This is a genomic window from Lachnoclostridium phytofermentans ISDg, from assembly GCF_000018685.1.
Taxonomy (GTDB): Bacteria; Bacillota; Clostridia; order Lachnospirales; family Lachnospiraceae; genus Lachnoclostridium; species Lachnoclostridium phytofermentans.
In genome coordinates this window covers 98,920-115,069 of sequence record NC_010001.1, presented here as the reverse complement: position 1 = coordinate 115,069, position 16,150 = coordinate 98,920, and the positions used below count along the sequence as shown (strand labels likewise).

General features: G+C 35.8%; 17 protein-coding genes. All 17 read right to left on the bottom strand.

All coding sequences use genetic code 11. The annotated features are described in order from the left end of the window. Positions 1–20: 20 nt before the first annotated feature. The 17 genes from CPHY_RS00515 to CPHY_RS00435 all read right to left on the bottom strand — a co-directional run bounded on the left by CPHY_RS00515 (position 21) and on the right by CPHY_RS00435 (position 15,872). Complete coding sequence (locus CPHY_RS00515; RefSeq protein WP_012198118.1) at positions 21–1,001, bottom strand: anthrax toxin lethal factor-related metalloendopeptidase; 981 nt, start codon at positions 999–1,001, stop codon at positions 21–23. 154 nt (positions 1,002–1,155) lie between these two features. Then, positions 1,156–2,178 (bottom strand): D-alanine--D-alanine ligase family protein, encoded by a 1,023-nt coding sequence (locus CPHY_RS00510; protein ID WP_012198117.1) that lies wholly within the window; start codon positions 2,176–2,178, stop codon positions 1,156–1,158. Between the two features lie 125 nt (positions 2,179–2,303). Next, positions 2,304–2,486, bottom strand: a complete 183-nt coding sequence (locus tag CPHY_RS00505; protein WP_041703017.1) for a hypothetical protein — start codon at positions 2,484–2,486, stop codon at positions 2,304–2,306. A gap of 214 nt (positions 2,487–2,700) precedes the next feature. Further along, positions 2,701–3,318, bottom strand: coding sequence for a flavin reductase family protein (locus tag CPHY_RS00500; RefSeq protein ID WP_012198116.1), 618 nt, complete (start codon positions 3,316–3,318; stop codon positions 2,701–2,703). A gap of 11 nt (positions 3,319–3,329) precedes the next feature. Next, the gene (locus CPHY_RS00495; RefSeq protein WP_012198115.1) at positions 3,330–3,653 is read right to left on the bottom strand and encodes a DUF1540 domain-containing protein; all 324 of its coding nucleotides are present in this window, start codon (positions 3,651–3,653) and stop codon (positions 3,330–3,332) included. A gap of 103 nt (positions 3,654–3,756) precedes the next feature. Next, the gene (locus tag CPHY_RS00490) at positions 3,757–4,302 is read right to left on the bottom strand and encodes an NADH peroxidase (RefSeq protein ID WP_012198114.1); all 546 of its coding nucleotides are present in this window, start codon (positions 4,300–4,302) and stop codon (positions 3,757–3,759) included. 236 nt (positions 4,303–4,538) lie between these two features. Continuing rightward, a complete protein-coding gene (locus tag CPHY_RS00485) occupies positions 4,539–5,177 on the bottom strand; it encodes a response regulator (RefSeq protein WP_012198113.1) in 639 nt (212 codons plus the stop codon). A gap of 7 nt (positions 5,178–5,184) precedes the next feature. Beyond that, positions 5,185–6,342 (bottom strand): sensor histidine kinase, encoded by a 1,158-nt coding sequence (locus CPHY_RS00480; RefSeq protein WP_012198112.1) that lies wholly within the window; start codon positions 6,340–6,342, stop codon positions 5,185–5,187. A 239-nt stretch (positions 6,343–6,581) separates the two neighbouring features. After that, a complete protein-coding gene (locus CPHY_RS00475) occupies positions 6,582–7,841 on the bottom strand; it encodes an ABC transporter permease (protein WP_012198111.1) in 1,260 nt (419 codons plus the stop codon). Further along, positions 7,838–8,896 (bottom strand): ABC transporter permease, encoded by a 1,059-nt coding sequence (locus CPHY_RS00470; RefSeq protein WP_012198110.1) that lies wholly within the window; start codon positions 8,894–8,896, stop codon positions 7,838–7,840. The genes CPHY_RS00475 and CPHY_RS00470 overlap by 4 nt, the downstream gene beginning before the upstream one ends. A gap of 1 nt (position 8,897) precedes the next feature. Then, a complete protein-coding gene (locus CPHY_RS00465; RefSeq protein ID WP_012198109.1) occupies positions 8,898–9,671 on the bottom strand; it encodes an ABC transporter ATP-binding protein in 774 nt (257 codons plus the stop codon). Positions 9,672–10,066: 395 nt separating this feature from the next. Next, the gene (locus CPHY_RS00460; protein WP_157668633.1) at positions 10,067–10,711 is read right to left on the bottom strand and encodes a PH domain-containing protein; all 645 of its coding nucleotides are present in this window, start codon (positions 10,709–10,711) and stop codon (positions 10,067–10,069) included. 121 nt (positions 10,712–10,832) lie between these two features. Then, positions 10,833–11,270, bottom strand: coding sequence for a hypothetical protein (locus tag CPHY_RS00455; RefSeq protein ID WP_012198107.1), 438 nt, complete (start codon positions 11,268–11,270; stop codon positions 10,833–10,835). Then, entirely contained in the window at positions 11,260–11,643 is a 384-nt protein-coding gene (locus CPHY_RS00450) for a GntR family transcriptional regulator (protein WP_012198106.1), read from the bottom strand. Before CPHY_RS00450 ends, CPHY_RS00455 begins: the two co-directional genes overlap by 11 nt. Positions 11,644–11,770: 127 nt before the next feature. Continuing rightward, positions 11,771–12,838 (bottom strand): alpha/beta hydrolase, encoded by a 1,068-nt coding sequence (locus CPHY_RS00445; protein ID WP_242657961.1) that lies wholly within the window; start codon positions 12,836–12,838, stop codon positions 11,771–11,773. Positions 12,839–12,952: 114 nt separating this feature from the next. After that, positions 12,953–14,296: a TldD/PmbA family protein gene (locus tag CPHY_RS00440; RefSeq protein WP_012198104.1), complete on the bottom strand. Its 1,344-nt coding sequence runs from the start codon at positions 14,294–14,296 to the stop codon at positions 12,953–12,955. Between the two features lie 196 nt (positions 14,297–14,492). Next, a complete protein-coding gene (locus CPHY_RS00435; RefSeq protein ID WP_012198103.1) occupies positions 14,493–15,872 on the bottom strand; it encodes a TldD/PmbA family protein in 1,380 nt (459 codons plus the stop codon). Positions 15,873–16,150: the final 278 nt, after the last annotated feature.

The following is a 16,150-nucleotide window of genomic DNA, read 5'->3' as shown; positions in this document are numbered from 1 at the left end:
CTCGTAATAGAGTATACCATCTACTCATATTTCTCAAGAAATTTTTCAATAAATGCATATGATTTTGGTGCATTTCTTTTTGTTAATTCTGGGCTAATGAAATAATTTTGAAAAGTCTCTGCAAAATACTCCGTTGGAGAGCTTGTAAAGTATTTCGATAAGCCAGACGCTGCACTTTCCTCATTAAAAATATCATTAAATCCTTCCGTAAACGATTGGTAGCTATTTAAGGCATCCAATGCATGCCCTATCTCATGTAACGTACACGAATCAATTGAAAATTCATTATTTTTTATGTAAATACGCTTTCTATAATATATCGTTAGCCCTATCGTGTTTTCAACACCGCTATGATACACTTCTTCTAAGCTTCTTGGAGTGATGATTAGATACCATTTATCTTTATTTAGTACTTCCAATGCTTTCGCAGGTACTAGTTTTAAATAATCCATGGCTTGATCTGCCCATCTTTCACTGGCCCCATCTTCTAACCAAATAGTATAACCTTCATATACCTTTTTTCTCTTTGGAACTTCGTAAATATCAAAACTGCCTGAACTTTCTACTTTCTGCTCTAGTTCTTTAATATAGGTTTGATATTCATTTAATATTTCAGGCTCATAATCTAGAAAATAGCTATATTTCTCCAGAACCCTATTCATATTAAGATTCTGATTTGTTAATACCACGATTTCCTCTGATTGTTCAGAGACCTGTTGTTTTAGTGAAGACTGCTCACGAGATAATTGTTCTTTTTGACTGGTTAGGTTCTCATTTGTCGTATTCAGTGTTTGGTTTTCTAAGGTTAATCGGTTATTTTCATTCTCTAATCCTTCCAACCTGCTAATCTCATTGTCTCGTACCATAATAGCATCATATGCGAATACTAACTGTTCACTATTGCTGTGAATGATGTGATTTAAGTATAACAACGTGACAATATTGGTTGTAGTGAGTGTAAAAATTACAAGAAATAAAATCAGAATTTTATTTTTTCTCATAACAAGCCCCCTAGATAATTGTTTGGCCTTTGTTAATTAGACAGCCTCTTTTCTCACTTGTGAATTCCTTCCTAACTTTATTTTATGGGATTGTTACACAAAACGCAATGACTTATATCATCGAAAGAAATTGCTTTTTGTAAAAGTAATGTATTTATCCTAATAAAATTAGTTCGCATAGCTTAGAATACGATATTCCTATTGCTGCTGCCTCTTGTGGTAATAAACTGGTTGGAGTCATACCAGGTAAAGTATTCGCCTCAAGGCAATAAAAACTTCCATCTTCTTTTAATAAGAAATCCACTCTGGAATAAAAGCCAAGTTGTAATACCTCATGAACTTTTAATGCTGCCTCCTGCATCTTTATACTGATTTCGTCCTCTAATTGTGCAGGACATACTTCCGTCGCCATTCCCGCCTGATATTTATTCGTATAGTCGTAGAATCCCGTCTTTGGTATAATCTCTATTAAAGGAAGAGCATGATGATTTAATATACCAACAGAAAACTCCCTTCCTACTATGAGTTCTTCAATTAACACTTTATTTTCATACTTTTTCGCATAATCAAGAGCCTTCCCTAATTCCTCTTGACTTCTTACTATGGATACCCCAACACTGGAACCGCAGCTTAATGGTTTAATTACACAAGGAAGCATTAACGTTTTTTCTAATTCTTGTTCCTCTGTTAAATCCGCAACAATATAATCCGGCGTCTCAATTCCATGCTTTTGCATTATGACTTTAGATAATCCTTTATCCATAGCAAGTAAGCTTCCTATGTATCCACTTCCTGTATAGGAAATTCCATAGATATCAAACATAGCCTGCAGCTGACCATTTTCACCGATAGAACCATGCAGTGCCAAAAATACTTTATCTGCATATTGGCATAACAACAAGACATTTTCTCCAATCAATATACCACCATTTCCGGAATCCTCTTTCAGTTTCGTAAGGTTAGGTTCTTCCTTAGGAACTTGATACTGATATGGATTTTGATCCTCCATTTTACGAAATAGGGAATCTATATTAGTTACATCCTTAATTCCTAGATATAAGTCAAGTAATAATACTTCGTATCCCTTTTCCATTAGCGCATTTGCAATTTTACTTCCAGAACTTAATGATACCTCTCTTTCCGGACTCAATCCTCCGGCCAAAACTACTACCTTCATCTCATATCCTTCCTATGATAAATTATTGTTGATGTAAATTATACCACATTGATAAAGATTGATAAATTTATTTTCATGGTATTTCAATGTTTCTTGCATTAATTAGCGCAAAATCAGGGAAAATGTTACTTTATAATACGTTGTTTGTCCCAAAAGCTTTTCTTGTCCATAACCTTTTCTTGTCCATAACCTTTTCTTGTCCATAACCTTTTCTTGTCCATAATCTTTTCATTGTCATCAATAGTGTTCCAATAAAAAGAACGCCAGCACCTTGCAAAACATAATGTTATAAAGGTTACTGGCGTCATAATTAGCTTCAAGATTATTATTTTGTTTAATTTTTGTTTAATTTAAATAGATTAAAAATAATTATTTCGCTTAAACCAAAAAATCAAAAATTAATCAGTTAGTTCAAAACAGATTGATAAAGAAGTAATTAGTTTACTTCTAATAAATTAATAATAATTTATATAAATCACATTTTCACTGATATGGGTAGCCACTTATAGCTTAGAAGTTAACTTATAATTTACGAAAATAACTAGCATCCTTGCCACACACTGGACAAATAAAATCGTCTGGCAAATCATCAGTCTCTTCGATATACCCGCATACCGTGCATTGATATCCTGTTGTTCCCTCTTGATAAGAAGGAGAATTCTTTGGTGTTGCACCACCCTTTTTTGAATGATAATCCGCATAGGTAAGAGGTGGGTCTTCTGAAACTAAGTTAGCATCGGTTACCTCTCCTATGCAAATGACATGGCTTCCAACATCTAAAGAGTCACATAATCTACAGGAAAACTGTGCTACAATGCCCCCAGCTGGATATGGATTATTATTATCGTCAAATTTATAAGAAATTGATTCAAACTTATTTTTATCCCTACTGCTAAAAAAACCAAAGATTTTGATTAACCCAAGGTCTACATCCTCTTTTAGCACAACTGCGCTAAAAGTCCCTGCTTCTTTAATCACCTCTAGTGTATCATTATTTTTATTTAGGGCAATGGAGAGTTTCATCGGTGAGGAAGTAACTTGTGTAAGGGTGTTAATAACACAACCTGCTTTATGATCACTTCCCTCTGCTGAGACTATAAAAACTCCATAGCTTATTTTATGAAACGCTTTGGGATCCATTAATACACTCCTTAAGAGAGCTTATCAAAACTTAAGCAATCCGTTTCGGTATAGAAACTTGTTTGACTACTGCCACCAACTTCAATCTCATCAAGGCTACAGTGATCAGCGCTATTATAATTACAAGTTGCTACATTACAAAGAATCTCCTTTGAAGTACCTCTCATTGATGTATACTCTGCTAAATTACTATAAACAGCTCTATTTAAAAAGCTTGCACAGCAGGTAGATTCCTCACTTGTTGCAGCTTTCCCACCCACTTTAATGGTATTTGCACAACAGACGTGTCCTTGGTTATAGGAACAGTTGGTTGCACCACACATAACGTTAGACATAAACTCCTCCATTCTGGCGCTTTAGCGCCTTTTCATCATGATAGCAACCTTGTGATTCTGCACAAGTTGCTGTTAAAACTCTTTAACTTATACACGTTTCCTCTTACTTTCCAAAATAGCGGTCTAATAACCCCTTAAATGCACATCCATGACGTGCCTCATCCTTTGCCATCTCATGCACAGAATCATGTATCGCATCGAGATTCATGCTCTTAGCAAGAGTCGCGAGTTTTTTCTTTCCTTCACAAGCACCGTATTCTGCATCAACTCTGGCTGCTAAGTTATCACTTGTACTTGCCTTTACGACTTCACCTAACATTTCAGCAAAACGCGATGCATGGTCTGCTTCCTCATACTCTATTCTCTTATATGCTTCCGCAACCTCTGGATACCCTTCACGGTCTGCCTGCCTACTCATAGCGATATACATACCAACTTCAGTACACTCTCCCATAAAATTAGCTCTTAAACCTTCTAAGATTTCATCGTTGGCATCTGAGGAAATCCCTATCACATGCTCATCAGCCCATTGAAGTTCACCGCTTTTTTCAATAAATTTGCTACTATCCGCATTACATATTGGACACTTATCTGGTGCAGAATCACCTTCATGAACATAGCCGCAAACACTACATACAAACTTTTTCACTTCACAAATCTCCTTTTCACATAATTTCCAATAGTATTTGATTATTTTGGTTATTTTATTAGTAAAGTTTGAAAGAAATTCTTTACCATGTGTTACTTCACGAATTAGATAGGAAAACACGGAAAAACTCTGCTTTACGAGTTTTCTCGTGTCATAATAAAAAGGTGCCACAAATTATCTCCCACAGGTAGACTTTTGTAACACCTACTGATATAGTTTCCTTGCGATTATAAACATCACTCGCCTTGTTTTTTCCCGGTCAAATAATAAACAGCAAGTTGAGTTCGATGAGAGAAGCCTCCCTTTTCTAAAATGGTACTAATGTGATTCTTAACCGTTCCCTCGCTAATAAATAGCTTCTTAGCAATTTCTTTGTTTGATAGCCCCTCCGCCACCGAAGCGATGATGTCAAGTTCTCTTGTTGTATACCCATTTGGATCAAAACCCGTATTTGTATGAATGCTGCGGGAAGTAAACTTTTCAAACACTTTTTCATCCAGAACATTGACCCCATTATAGATTGATTTAATCATTTGCTTTAACTTCTCCGGGGTGTGATTCTTGATTAAATAGCCTTTTGCTCCATTTTGAATCGACTGCTCCACTAATTCATCATCATCAAATGTAGTCAATATGAGTACCTTCCCAAGATTATGAAGTACGATTTCTTTTGTTGCTTCAATGCCGTTCATCACCGGCATCTCGATATCCATTAAGATAACATCCACAGAACTTTTAGAAGCTAGTTCTACTGCTTCCTTTCCATTTTTCGCACATCCGACTACCTCAAAGTCAGGGTCAACACTTAATATAATGCGCATGCCATCTCTTACAAAATCACTATCATCCGCAATAATTACCTTGATAGGTTCCATATTAACCTCATTTCTCGCTTCTTGCGTTGTTATATAATGTGGAGATTGGTAAAATCATATTAATGCAGAACCCGATTTGAGCGGTGACATCAAGAACTCCATTGATTGCTCGAACCCGTTTGCGCATTCCCGCAATTCCCATGCCCTCATTTATCTGCATACACCCAACTCCATCATCTTCTATAGTACATCGCACAAGTTTATTCAAAATTACGATTTGAATTGTGATATGCTTACACTTTGAATATTTCAAGGCATTGGATACCGCCTCGAAGGAATTGTCTAAGATGACTTCCCATATGTACTCTGGCACCGACTTATTATCTCCACTCATAATAACCTCAGCCTCGATATTGTATTTTTTCTTACACTCATCACACAAGGTCATAAGCTGAAGTAATGCCATTTTTCGTTTGTCTGGTTTCTCCCCGCGAAGTAATTGCCGTATTTCATCCATACTTATTCTTAGGTTATCAATAACCGCTTGTAAAATCCCATTTGCTTGCTCTGGCTCACTTGTTAGTAAAACCTTAGTTGCCTCTAATTGATATATTGACCCATTGATGCTGTGTCCTAACTTATCATGTAATGCCTGTGATAAGCGTCCTTTTTCCTCTAACAGTTTATTTTCAAAAAATAAGCTATTCTCTATCAATTCTTTTTTATAAATATGACTTTGATTATCCATGGAATGCTTAAGCCTTTGTTCGTTTTGCTCATAGGATTGTAGTAAATTTTTATATTTATCTATAATGACATCATTTTGGATAAAAAGTAATATACAAACGAAAGTAAACAATAAATACACAGCTATATTACCGGAATATACAAATGCTCCTAAGATAGCGGTCGCATAGTACGGATATCGAATCTTTAGACTACCAGCTATACTTAAAAATATTACTGGAAGGACCAGAGCGTATTCCCTTCCAAACCAAGATATCATAACAATTACAAGACCAGTTTGTATCAATAGCAAAAGAGCCTTATGCCTCTTAGTAATCCCCTGCGCTATTAATGCAGCGAATAAAAGAGCATATATCACCCAAACTCCATATTGACTCAAAAGCTTATTTTGTTGTTCCATAACATGATATAAAAAAACTGCTCCTAGTAAGAGACCCTTTATTAATACAAATTGATACCGAATGATATTCTCGTTCAATCATTGCACTCCCTTTTATAAAATTTGTACTCCCTATATTTCTTAGCATAATGAATTATGACAAATCTGTCAAACATGGTTTTGCGCTAATTTTTTTATCTTATCACAGTTATTCTGATAATTACTGTACTATAATAAGAAGCGAAGTATGACACCACCTTCGCTCCTTCTTAGTTTCTATATATTTTCATAAAAAGTCTATTCCGTACTTTGTAAAGTAAATAATTTAAAGCTTCTAATCATTCCTTTTCTGTAATTTTTAAACCAAATACACCAATGCTTAAAAATACAATACAAAATGCCAGCATAATTAAGATAAACATAGAATAAATCCCAGTATTTGCTCCCTTTATACCATCAAAAAAACGTATGGTCCATGATTGTGGCATTAAATAGGATAGCGATTTTATCAAAGACGACGCCTTTTCCACAGGAAAGTAAAGACCGGAAAGCGTACTGGTAAATACCCATGCAAAGAAAGCAACATAACTCACGGTTAGGATATTATCAAATAAGGTTCCAAGAGTGATGCTAAGCAGCTGAAACGTAAATCCAATCCCAAACGCCATCAAAGTAAACTCTGAATTATTGACTCCAATATCTGCCTTCACAAATGTATTTAGACCAAGGAGATATATACCGGTCTGCAGCATTGTAGTAGGGATTATTAGAATAATTTTAGCTAAACCATAACCAGCAATCTTTGTTTGGGTTAAAGTAATTCTTTTAAGAACTTGATACTCCTTTTCCTTTAGGAATATTCCTGTAATAAATACACCGATTAATAAAGAAGATAAGGACAGAAAAGATATTGTATAACCAAAGTTCTCTTTCTGATGCCGTTCCTTAGCTGTAATCACCCTACTGTTTTTTGTGGAAACTGTTTCTACTCTATTCTCGATACTTCCATCCTTGGCCTCCAATAATTCATGATAGCTACGAATACTATCCTCCTTTGTGGGCGGCTCTATATGAGAAAGCTCTACCATATCACCAACCAATCGATTCAGATTTTCATACAAAAGGGGAATCCTCTCATCCTCATTACTCTTTAAAACTAAGATAGCCTCTTTATATTCTCCACTTAAAATACGTTCCTCAAAATCCTTGGGTAAATATAGCTGGATTCCAAGATTACTTCGATTTGCAGTCAAGGTAGCCTCTTCTTTTATCTGTGCTATTGTCTTATCGGTTACCTTTTCGCGATAGACGCTGTAACCGCCAGTATCTAACAAGCCATCTAATAAGTACTGAGAGCTTTTAGAATCCGATGCATCATATACCTTTATTGAGAGTTCAATATCCACCATGGAAAGCAATATCCTCTCTCCTGCTTCTACTTCTATGATATTAATACCTTCAGATTCTATTGGGTATTTAAGCGGCATTGCTAACCAAAGTAATGTCAACAATGGAAGAAAAAAAATACAGCAAACAAAGCCTTTGTTTCGTAACAATAACCTAACATTTGCCTTAAACATTGTAAAAAATCCGGTCATACCCTCTCCCCCTTACCAAATTTGCATAGTAATATCGAAACTGTACTACCAATCAATATCATCGTTAACAATATAAAAACACAGGGAAGAGCATACTCACTAGATCCTCTTGTGGAGTATTCAACTAAAGTACGGTTCAGATAATAGATTGGTGATATTGCTGCCATTGTATCACTTGTAGTCGTAAACATATACGTTTGGAAAGAGCCTCCAAACAATCCCCAACCAAAAACAATGATAAAACATGATACAATCGCTGCTGCTACATTCTGAAATATATGATACAGCATAATACTAAAAGCACTGACTGCCATACTTTGCAGGAATAGTATCCCTAAACTTAAATAAATCTTCTCCCCCCAGTCAATTCCAAGTGTGAAGAAGGTAATAATCATTGCAATGCCCATCTGAATACACAGTACCATAACACATGGTATGAATTTTCCAAGATAGAGAGAAGCTGTACTGGTAGGAGACATTTTCATTCGGCTGCGGATTTGCCCTTTTCGCTCACTATTAATGACCGCCGAGATGGATAAAATTCCGCACCACATAAAGTAAACGATCTCAACAATTCCATAATAGTTCTTTGCCGCTGGAATTGGATTTGCAGGGATATCTTCCACACGGTAAACAGCTTCTTGAATGGAATCTTTTTGCATTAAGGAAGACATGACACTCTTAAGTATCATTGTTGCTGCTTTCGTTTCTTCTGTTTGATAGATAACATATTCCTTCGTACCAAATTCAACATATAAATCTAAGGTTTGATCATTTACCTTTTCTAATCCAACCTCCTTTGTATACGGAATAAGCTTAAGTTTACTCTTAGCTCCGACTGTTTTCATAGTTTCTAGCATGGGATGAATATAGCTATCTTCTGATACTGCATATCCTACTTCATATTCTTTTAAGCTATAATTAACATTTAACATACTATCAAATGTACTGGATAATAAGGTGATTAAAAATACTGGCATAAGAATCATCATTATAAAGATTAATTTCCCGCGAAGAATAAGCTTCATATTATTTTTAACGAGATACGTAAGCATATTACATTTCTCCTTCCGCATAATCCCGAAGCTTCTTCCCTGTTAGTGTTAAGAAGATTTGCTCTAGGCTTATTTCACTCATTGGATCATCAGAAACCAACTGAACCAACTCCTCTTTTGTACCGCAGGCAATCACTTTTCCATTATCCATAATAGCAAGTCGTGTACAAATTGCTTCAATCTCCTCCATATAATGACTTGTATAGAGCACTGTAACACCCATTTTATTTAGATATTTTATCTTTTCTAGTATAAAGTTGCGAGACTGTGGGTCAATTCCTACGGTAGGTTCATCTAATATAAGCAGTTCTGGATGATGCCCCAATGCGCAGGCAATGTTTAACCTTCTCTTCATACCACTAGAAAAGTTTTTTGGAAGCCCCTTTCTATGCTCTGATAAACCAACGAAGTCAAGCGAATTGTCCACTGCTTTTTTTAATTCTTCTCCCTTTATGCCGTATAAAGAGGCAAATAATTCTACATTCTCCCAAGCCCTTAGGGCCTCATGAATCGCCAAATCTTGCGGAACATACCCTATTCTTGATAAGCTCTTCCTCTCCTCTTTTTTTATATCACTACCAAACAGTTCAATCTGTCCGGAGGTAGGTTTCACCAAAGTACAAATCATATTCATAGTGGTACTTTTCCCTGCACCGTTTGGTCCAAGAAGGCCAAAGATTTCACCTTTTTTTATTTCCAGGTTTACAAAATCCACAGCAACTTTTGTATCAAAGCGTTTTGCTAATCCCTCAAGTTTTACAATAATTTCATCCATTCTAACCTCACTTCTGGCACTTTAGCGCCCCTTAAAAATGATGGAGTGTCGTTCGCTTCACAACCGGTTGAAACCTGTTTTCCAACCTAACTACTTTATTCCTGACTCCTTAAGAACTTTACAAAATAATTGTATCATTTAGCACTTCCCTCTGATAGTGCCAAAAGAGAGAACAACAGATGTGAAAAAAGTAATGTTTTCATAAATTAATATGTCTGACACATAAAAAATTTGAACCAGTATGTAATAGAAAATAATAAATGACAACCTATATACACAATAAATAAAGCGTTAAGCTAATGCACAATAAAAAACAGTAAGCTAATTACACAATAAAAAAATCCACAGAGGCTTAATTCATAAGCTCCTGTGGATTCATCACGCCGATGTGAATATTACTGAACTACTTCCTTTAATTTCTTATATACCTCTATGGTTTTCTCCGTAGTCTCATCACTGAAGATGTAAGTCTCTTCTTTCGTATGAAGAACAAGAAATGCCTCCGTCTCCGGATTTAAGAAAACCTCACAGCTTCCATAACCTTTGACTGAAAAATCACCCTTATAAAGATTATCCAAACCAGTACCAACGTTTTTTGATGTCCTAGGCAAGGATGTCAAATACTCTATCTCAATGATCTCATCCAGAGGTATCTTATACTCTTCTTTTAGATGAGTGGCTATTAATTCATGATTTTCCACCTGTAATGATATGGGTGTAAATTCTTCGAAGAATATCCATACACAAGATAAAGGAATTGATAACAAGGCAATGATAACGAAACCTGCTAAAACTTTACCTGCTTTTGTAGCAAGATTACATGTCGTACCCATACCAACTCGTTTTGCTATAAGCGTATGTTTATCTCTTGGATTATAATAAAGCATACCAAAAATCCAGTTACTATCATCATCCACCACGACATCCATGGGCTGATCCATACTGTACTTTCTTTGTAACTTTCGTACTTTTAATTCACTATATATACTGATAAATACTATAACAACGGAATAAATCATAGTGGATAGCATAAAACTCATCGTAGATATCATTTTGTTATTTAAGTAAAAGTAAGTGATAACTACATAAACAGTGTTGCATACCGCTAAACTCAAAAAGCAATCATTCCATGCTTTGCGACGTATTCTCGTCATGGTAGTATTAAAGATACCAAATAGTTAGCCCCCTTACTTGAATTTCTCTGGCTGCTTTCATGTCAACAACAACCGTATTCGTATAAGTCACGCCCCACTCGCGGTCTTTTTTTAATTTAGATAATTGCATATTATACTTCGCAAATGGATAGAAGCTTAACATAGCAACTATAAGTACCCAAAGCATCTGAATAGAAAATCCTATTGCGAAACTCTTTATGAAAAAAGGTAGAATTAAAACAGGAAGCAAACACACTGTCCATATCCTTAATTCCTTTTTGTATCTTGCAATAATTTGTAAAACTGTAGAGTTATCTAGTTGCTCTGCAGGAAGTGTTACCCCTAATACAATATTCTTCTTAGGTTCTGCCTCATTTATCATAAGATAATAAATAATTGGTAGTATTGGCAACATTGAAATCAACATGATAATATTAACGATCATGACGAGATACCTCCTCATAGAATAAGTCACATTTTTTAAGTAATTCTTCCTTTTCTATCCCACATAACTTAATTTCAGAAATTACCAACCGTAAATCTTCAATCTGTTTCTCTTTCCACCCTAACGTATCGCTCTCTCTTACCTTAACCATAGCGCCGCTACGACGATCTGCTGTAATATAGCCCTCTTGTTTTAGAACTTGGTATGCCTTATTTACTGTCATCGTATTCACGCCGATTTCGTTGGCTAAGCAACGAATTGTGGGAAGCTTTTCTCCAGGCAATAATTTACCCTGAGAAATTCCCAGCACAATTTGATTTCGTATCTGTAGATAAATTGGTACATCACTTGAAAAATCAAGAGCAAGTAACATGAAATCACCTCCTGGTATTCAACTGGAATAAAAAACTATCTTCCAGATTTTACTTGTATCGTTTGTATTATATATTATAATACAAACGATACAAATTACAACTATTTTTTAGAAATCACATACTTTTTTACAATAAAAAATAAGCCTTTTTCGTCATGCTCAGGACGTTTTGCTTTGCTTTTTTAACTTTGTCTAAAAAATCTAAGATTCGATTACAATATTCCGTATCTTTTTCTACATTAGTAAAATCGTTATCATCAATATCTAAATGTGCCGCAGAGTCTCTTACCCAGTATTCCGCCTCAGGATTGACTTCTCGAAATCGTCTGATATTCTCTAATGAAACTTTCAAATCCTCTTTGCTGGAAATAAAAAATACGGGGCGATCATTCGCGTTCTTAATCTGTTCAATTGGCTTTAATGTCTCTACAGCGTCTCTTCCAAACACTATGGACAAAGCAAACTTAATTAATGGGCGCTCAATTTTACATAGGAACTCTGGAACTCCATGATCCCTCATCGAATCAATCATAGCATCTTCAGTACTCGTATAAGCAGACATCGCAATCAATGCATCAATTTCAGGTATTTGCCCAAAGGCATTAATTGCAACTGCTCCACCCATAGAAAATCCTTGAAGAACAATTGGAACATCTCGATAGCATTCCTGTTTCTGTATATATTCGACAACAGCCTTTACATCATTAACTTCAGTATAACCAAGGCCTATTACGTCACCATCACTTTCTCCGTGACCTCTAGTTTCTAATAGTATCGAGGCATACCCATTATCCTTCATCCATTTTGCATGACCATAAAAATATGTGATAGAAGGTTGCTTGAGATCCGTCAGATAGATAACAATAGCTTTTGGATTCTCAACCTCTATTTCAGATGCCCATAAGGAGAAACCATCTTGAGTTCTAATAGGAAGCATCTTATCTTCCAATAAAAAATCCGAAGCCTTATAAACCTCTTGTAACGGATGATCAAAAGAAGCTTCCACTTGGTAAAGGACTGGTCCTCTTGTAATGTAATATACCAATATAAAAGGTGCAAATACGACTGCCAATACAAGGGTAGCAAGCAAAAAAACACAACCGAATAGAAGTTTCTTCCTCCATCCAATTATCTCCGCACTCTTTTCTTTTTTCCCCCTTGTTATCCTCATTACTGTAACCCTCATGTCCTTCATACAACATCTCACTCTATATTACTGATGTTGTGCTTTGAAGATTAGTATAGCATCTAGGTTGATTTAGTCAACGGAATAAGCGCATTACAGCAACAAATTACGGTTATTTTTTTATTATCCTGCGATTGACAGTTCTGATACTAGGACACATGGTGCTCCAAAACTGCTTAGACCCTTCGGAAGAATAAACTCAAGCTCATTAGAAATTGCTTCAATACTATGAAGAAGCTTATAGAAATTACCTGCTACTGTAAATCCTTTTACACAACTTCCCTTCTTTCCGTCCTTGATAATAAATCCGGAAGCTCCTAATGAAAAATCACCCGTAGTTGGATTTGCTCCTGCGTGCATACCCTGAAGTTCTGTGATGTATAACCCATCTCCTGCTATAGTAAATAATTCTTCTTTTGTTTTACTGCTTGGTTTTATATAAAAATAATATGGGAGTGTGGATACACTTGAGGAGTATGTTGATTTAGAAGCATTTCCTGTACTCTTAATTCCTGCCTTTTTCGCAGTTTTTAAATTATAAAGAAGTGTGTTAAGCCTTCCATCCTTAACTATTTCTTTGGTAAAGGTAGCAACACCTTCTGCATCAAATGGCATCTGGAGTGTGGAACCTAAATAAAAAGGATCATCCACAATCGTTACAACATCCGAGGCAATTGCAGTATTTTCCTTACTCTGTAATAAAGATAATCCCTTTTGTGCATTTTCCGCGGAAAAAATTTCTGCAAAGGTAGAAAGCATAGTTGCCATCATCTTTTCTGAAAATACAACCCTAGTCTTACCAGAAGCTGCTTTAACAGCACCGATTTGCTCTACTGCACCCTCTACCGCTTTCTTTGCAACTTTATTTACATTAACGGCTTCCATATTTCCTAATTGAAAATCGAAGGAATCTAACATTTCTTCTTTTTCTTCTATAACAGCTACTGAATAAACAGCAGATAGCGATACTTCATGATTTAAGTCAAGACCCTTAGAATTATAGATGCTAACACTTACGGTAGATGCAAATGCTCCACTTTCTGTTGCATCAATGACACGTGAATCCTGCTCATAAGTTGCTTTATTACATGCAATCGCTTTTTCTATTAATAAATCTGCACTCGGAAGAGTCTCAGCTTTTTTTGTAACCTGTTCATAAGTGTCTCTCTCACCATAAAGAACTACTTCATCTTCACTTTCAATTGATGAAGCATTATCCATTGCTCTTATGATAATATTTCTCGCTTCTTCTTCATCGTATTTTTCGGTTGCTGCATATCCCATTTTCCCATTTATGATGCAACGAAAGCATGCACCACCATTTTTACTACTACTAAAGCTTTTAACATCTTCCTTATGAATCTCGGTATCAATACTAGACGTCATACTATAATAAAGCTCATATTCCGTTAAACCAGCCTCTTTTGCTGCTTCAATCACTGCTTGTTTAAATTCATTATAATTCATAGCGTTCCTCCTAACCTCTATTTTCGATCTAAGTTTATATTAACACTTTCATACCACACCTACATACCAATGTGATATGCTATATACAGGAAATAACACGCTTCGCTAACGATTCCTTGTCATGTATTATAAAAAGCACGTTTCGCGAACATTTCCTTGTCATGAATAAGAAGTGTAAGCTACCTATTATTTCGTACTACCTTCCACCAACCGTAATTGATGATACTCGTAGTAATGGTTGACCAACATCCGTTGGTATACTACCACTGGAGGATCCGCACATTCCCTGTCCTGTTGCAAGGTTTGTACCGACCATATCAATATTCATTAAAATCTCTGATCCTTTACCAATTAGACTAGCACCACGGACTGGCTCACAAATCTTACCGTCTCGTACCATGTAACCTTCTCTTACAGAAAAGTTGAATTCTCCGGTAATCGGATTTACTGATCCGCCACCCATGTCTGCAGCATATAATCCATACTCCATAGAGGATATAATATCTTCGTTCTTATCCTGACCAGCCAGAATCATTGTATTAGTCATACGTGAGGTTGGTTCCCAAGCATAGCTTTGACGTCTACAGTTACCTGTTGCTTCCATACCCATACGACGTCCACCTAGTTTATCTATCATATACGATTTTAATATACCATTTTCAATTAAAACATTTCTTCTAGATGAATTTCCTTCATCGTCTACATTGATTGATCCCCAAGCATTTGAAATTGTTCCGTCATCTATTGCAGTTACTTTTGGATTCGCAATCTGCTTTCCTAATTTATTACTAAACACGGACTGTCCAAGAGCAACGGAAGACGATTCTAAGGAGTGACCGCATGCCTCATGGAAGATAACTCCTCCAAATCCGTTCTCAATTGCCACCGGATAATTTCCTGCCGGGCAATAGTCCGCATGAAGCATTGTTATTGCTTGCTTTGCTGCCTTTTCACCGATACTCTTTGGGGAGATCATATCAAACATCTCAAGTCCCATGCGTCTACCTGGAGCAAAAGATCCCGTCTGGTTTTCACCATCTTTACTTGCAATTGCTGAAATTACCATTCTTGTTCTTACTTGACGGTCCTCTGTATAAAGTCCATCACTATTTGCTATCATAATATTATGATCTACATCAAGAATATTTCCCATGACCTGAGCTATTTCTTTATGGTAATTCTTCGCACTAAAATAGCCCTCTTTTAAAAGGTCAATTTTCTGTGCATTCGAAACACTGGAAGGTACAATACGGATTGGATGAATGTCACCAAAAATTCTTTCTGTTAAATGAATACTTTTTCCATTTGGTACACCAGACAATGCAGAAGCTACCTGCGCTGCGCAATTAATTAAACCGCTATAACTTAAATCGGTAGTTGAGGCATAAACACTTCTTGTTCCCATAAGTATACGAATTCCGACACCGGACAATAAGGAATCCGTAATTTCACTTACCTTACTGTCTATCATGCTGATATTTTTACTTAACGTTCTTTCCGCAAATACTTCAGCAAAATCTGCCCCTGTAGATAACGCTTTTGCGAGTACTGCATTTAAAATACTTTTTGATATCATTTTGTGATTCTCCTACCTTTCCTTATGAAAGGTAACAGACCGAAACCTTTCACATATTATTGAATGGATATCTGCGTACACAGGCTTTTTCCATCTTTAACTATTATCTTATCATAGTTTATTTTATAGCACAACGAATGATACCGAAAAAACAGATACAAAAAAAGAATTCCTTATAAAGCTAACACGCTTTCATAAAGAATTCTTTTTGTATCTGCATTTTCCCATAATTTTTTTATATCTTCGTTTCATCAAGAACTTTTATATATCACTACGAA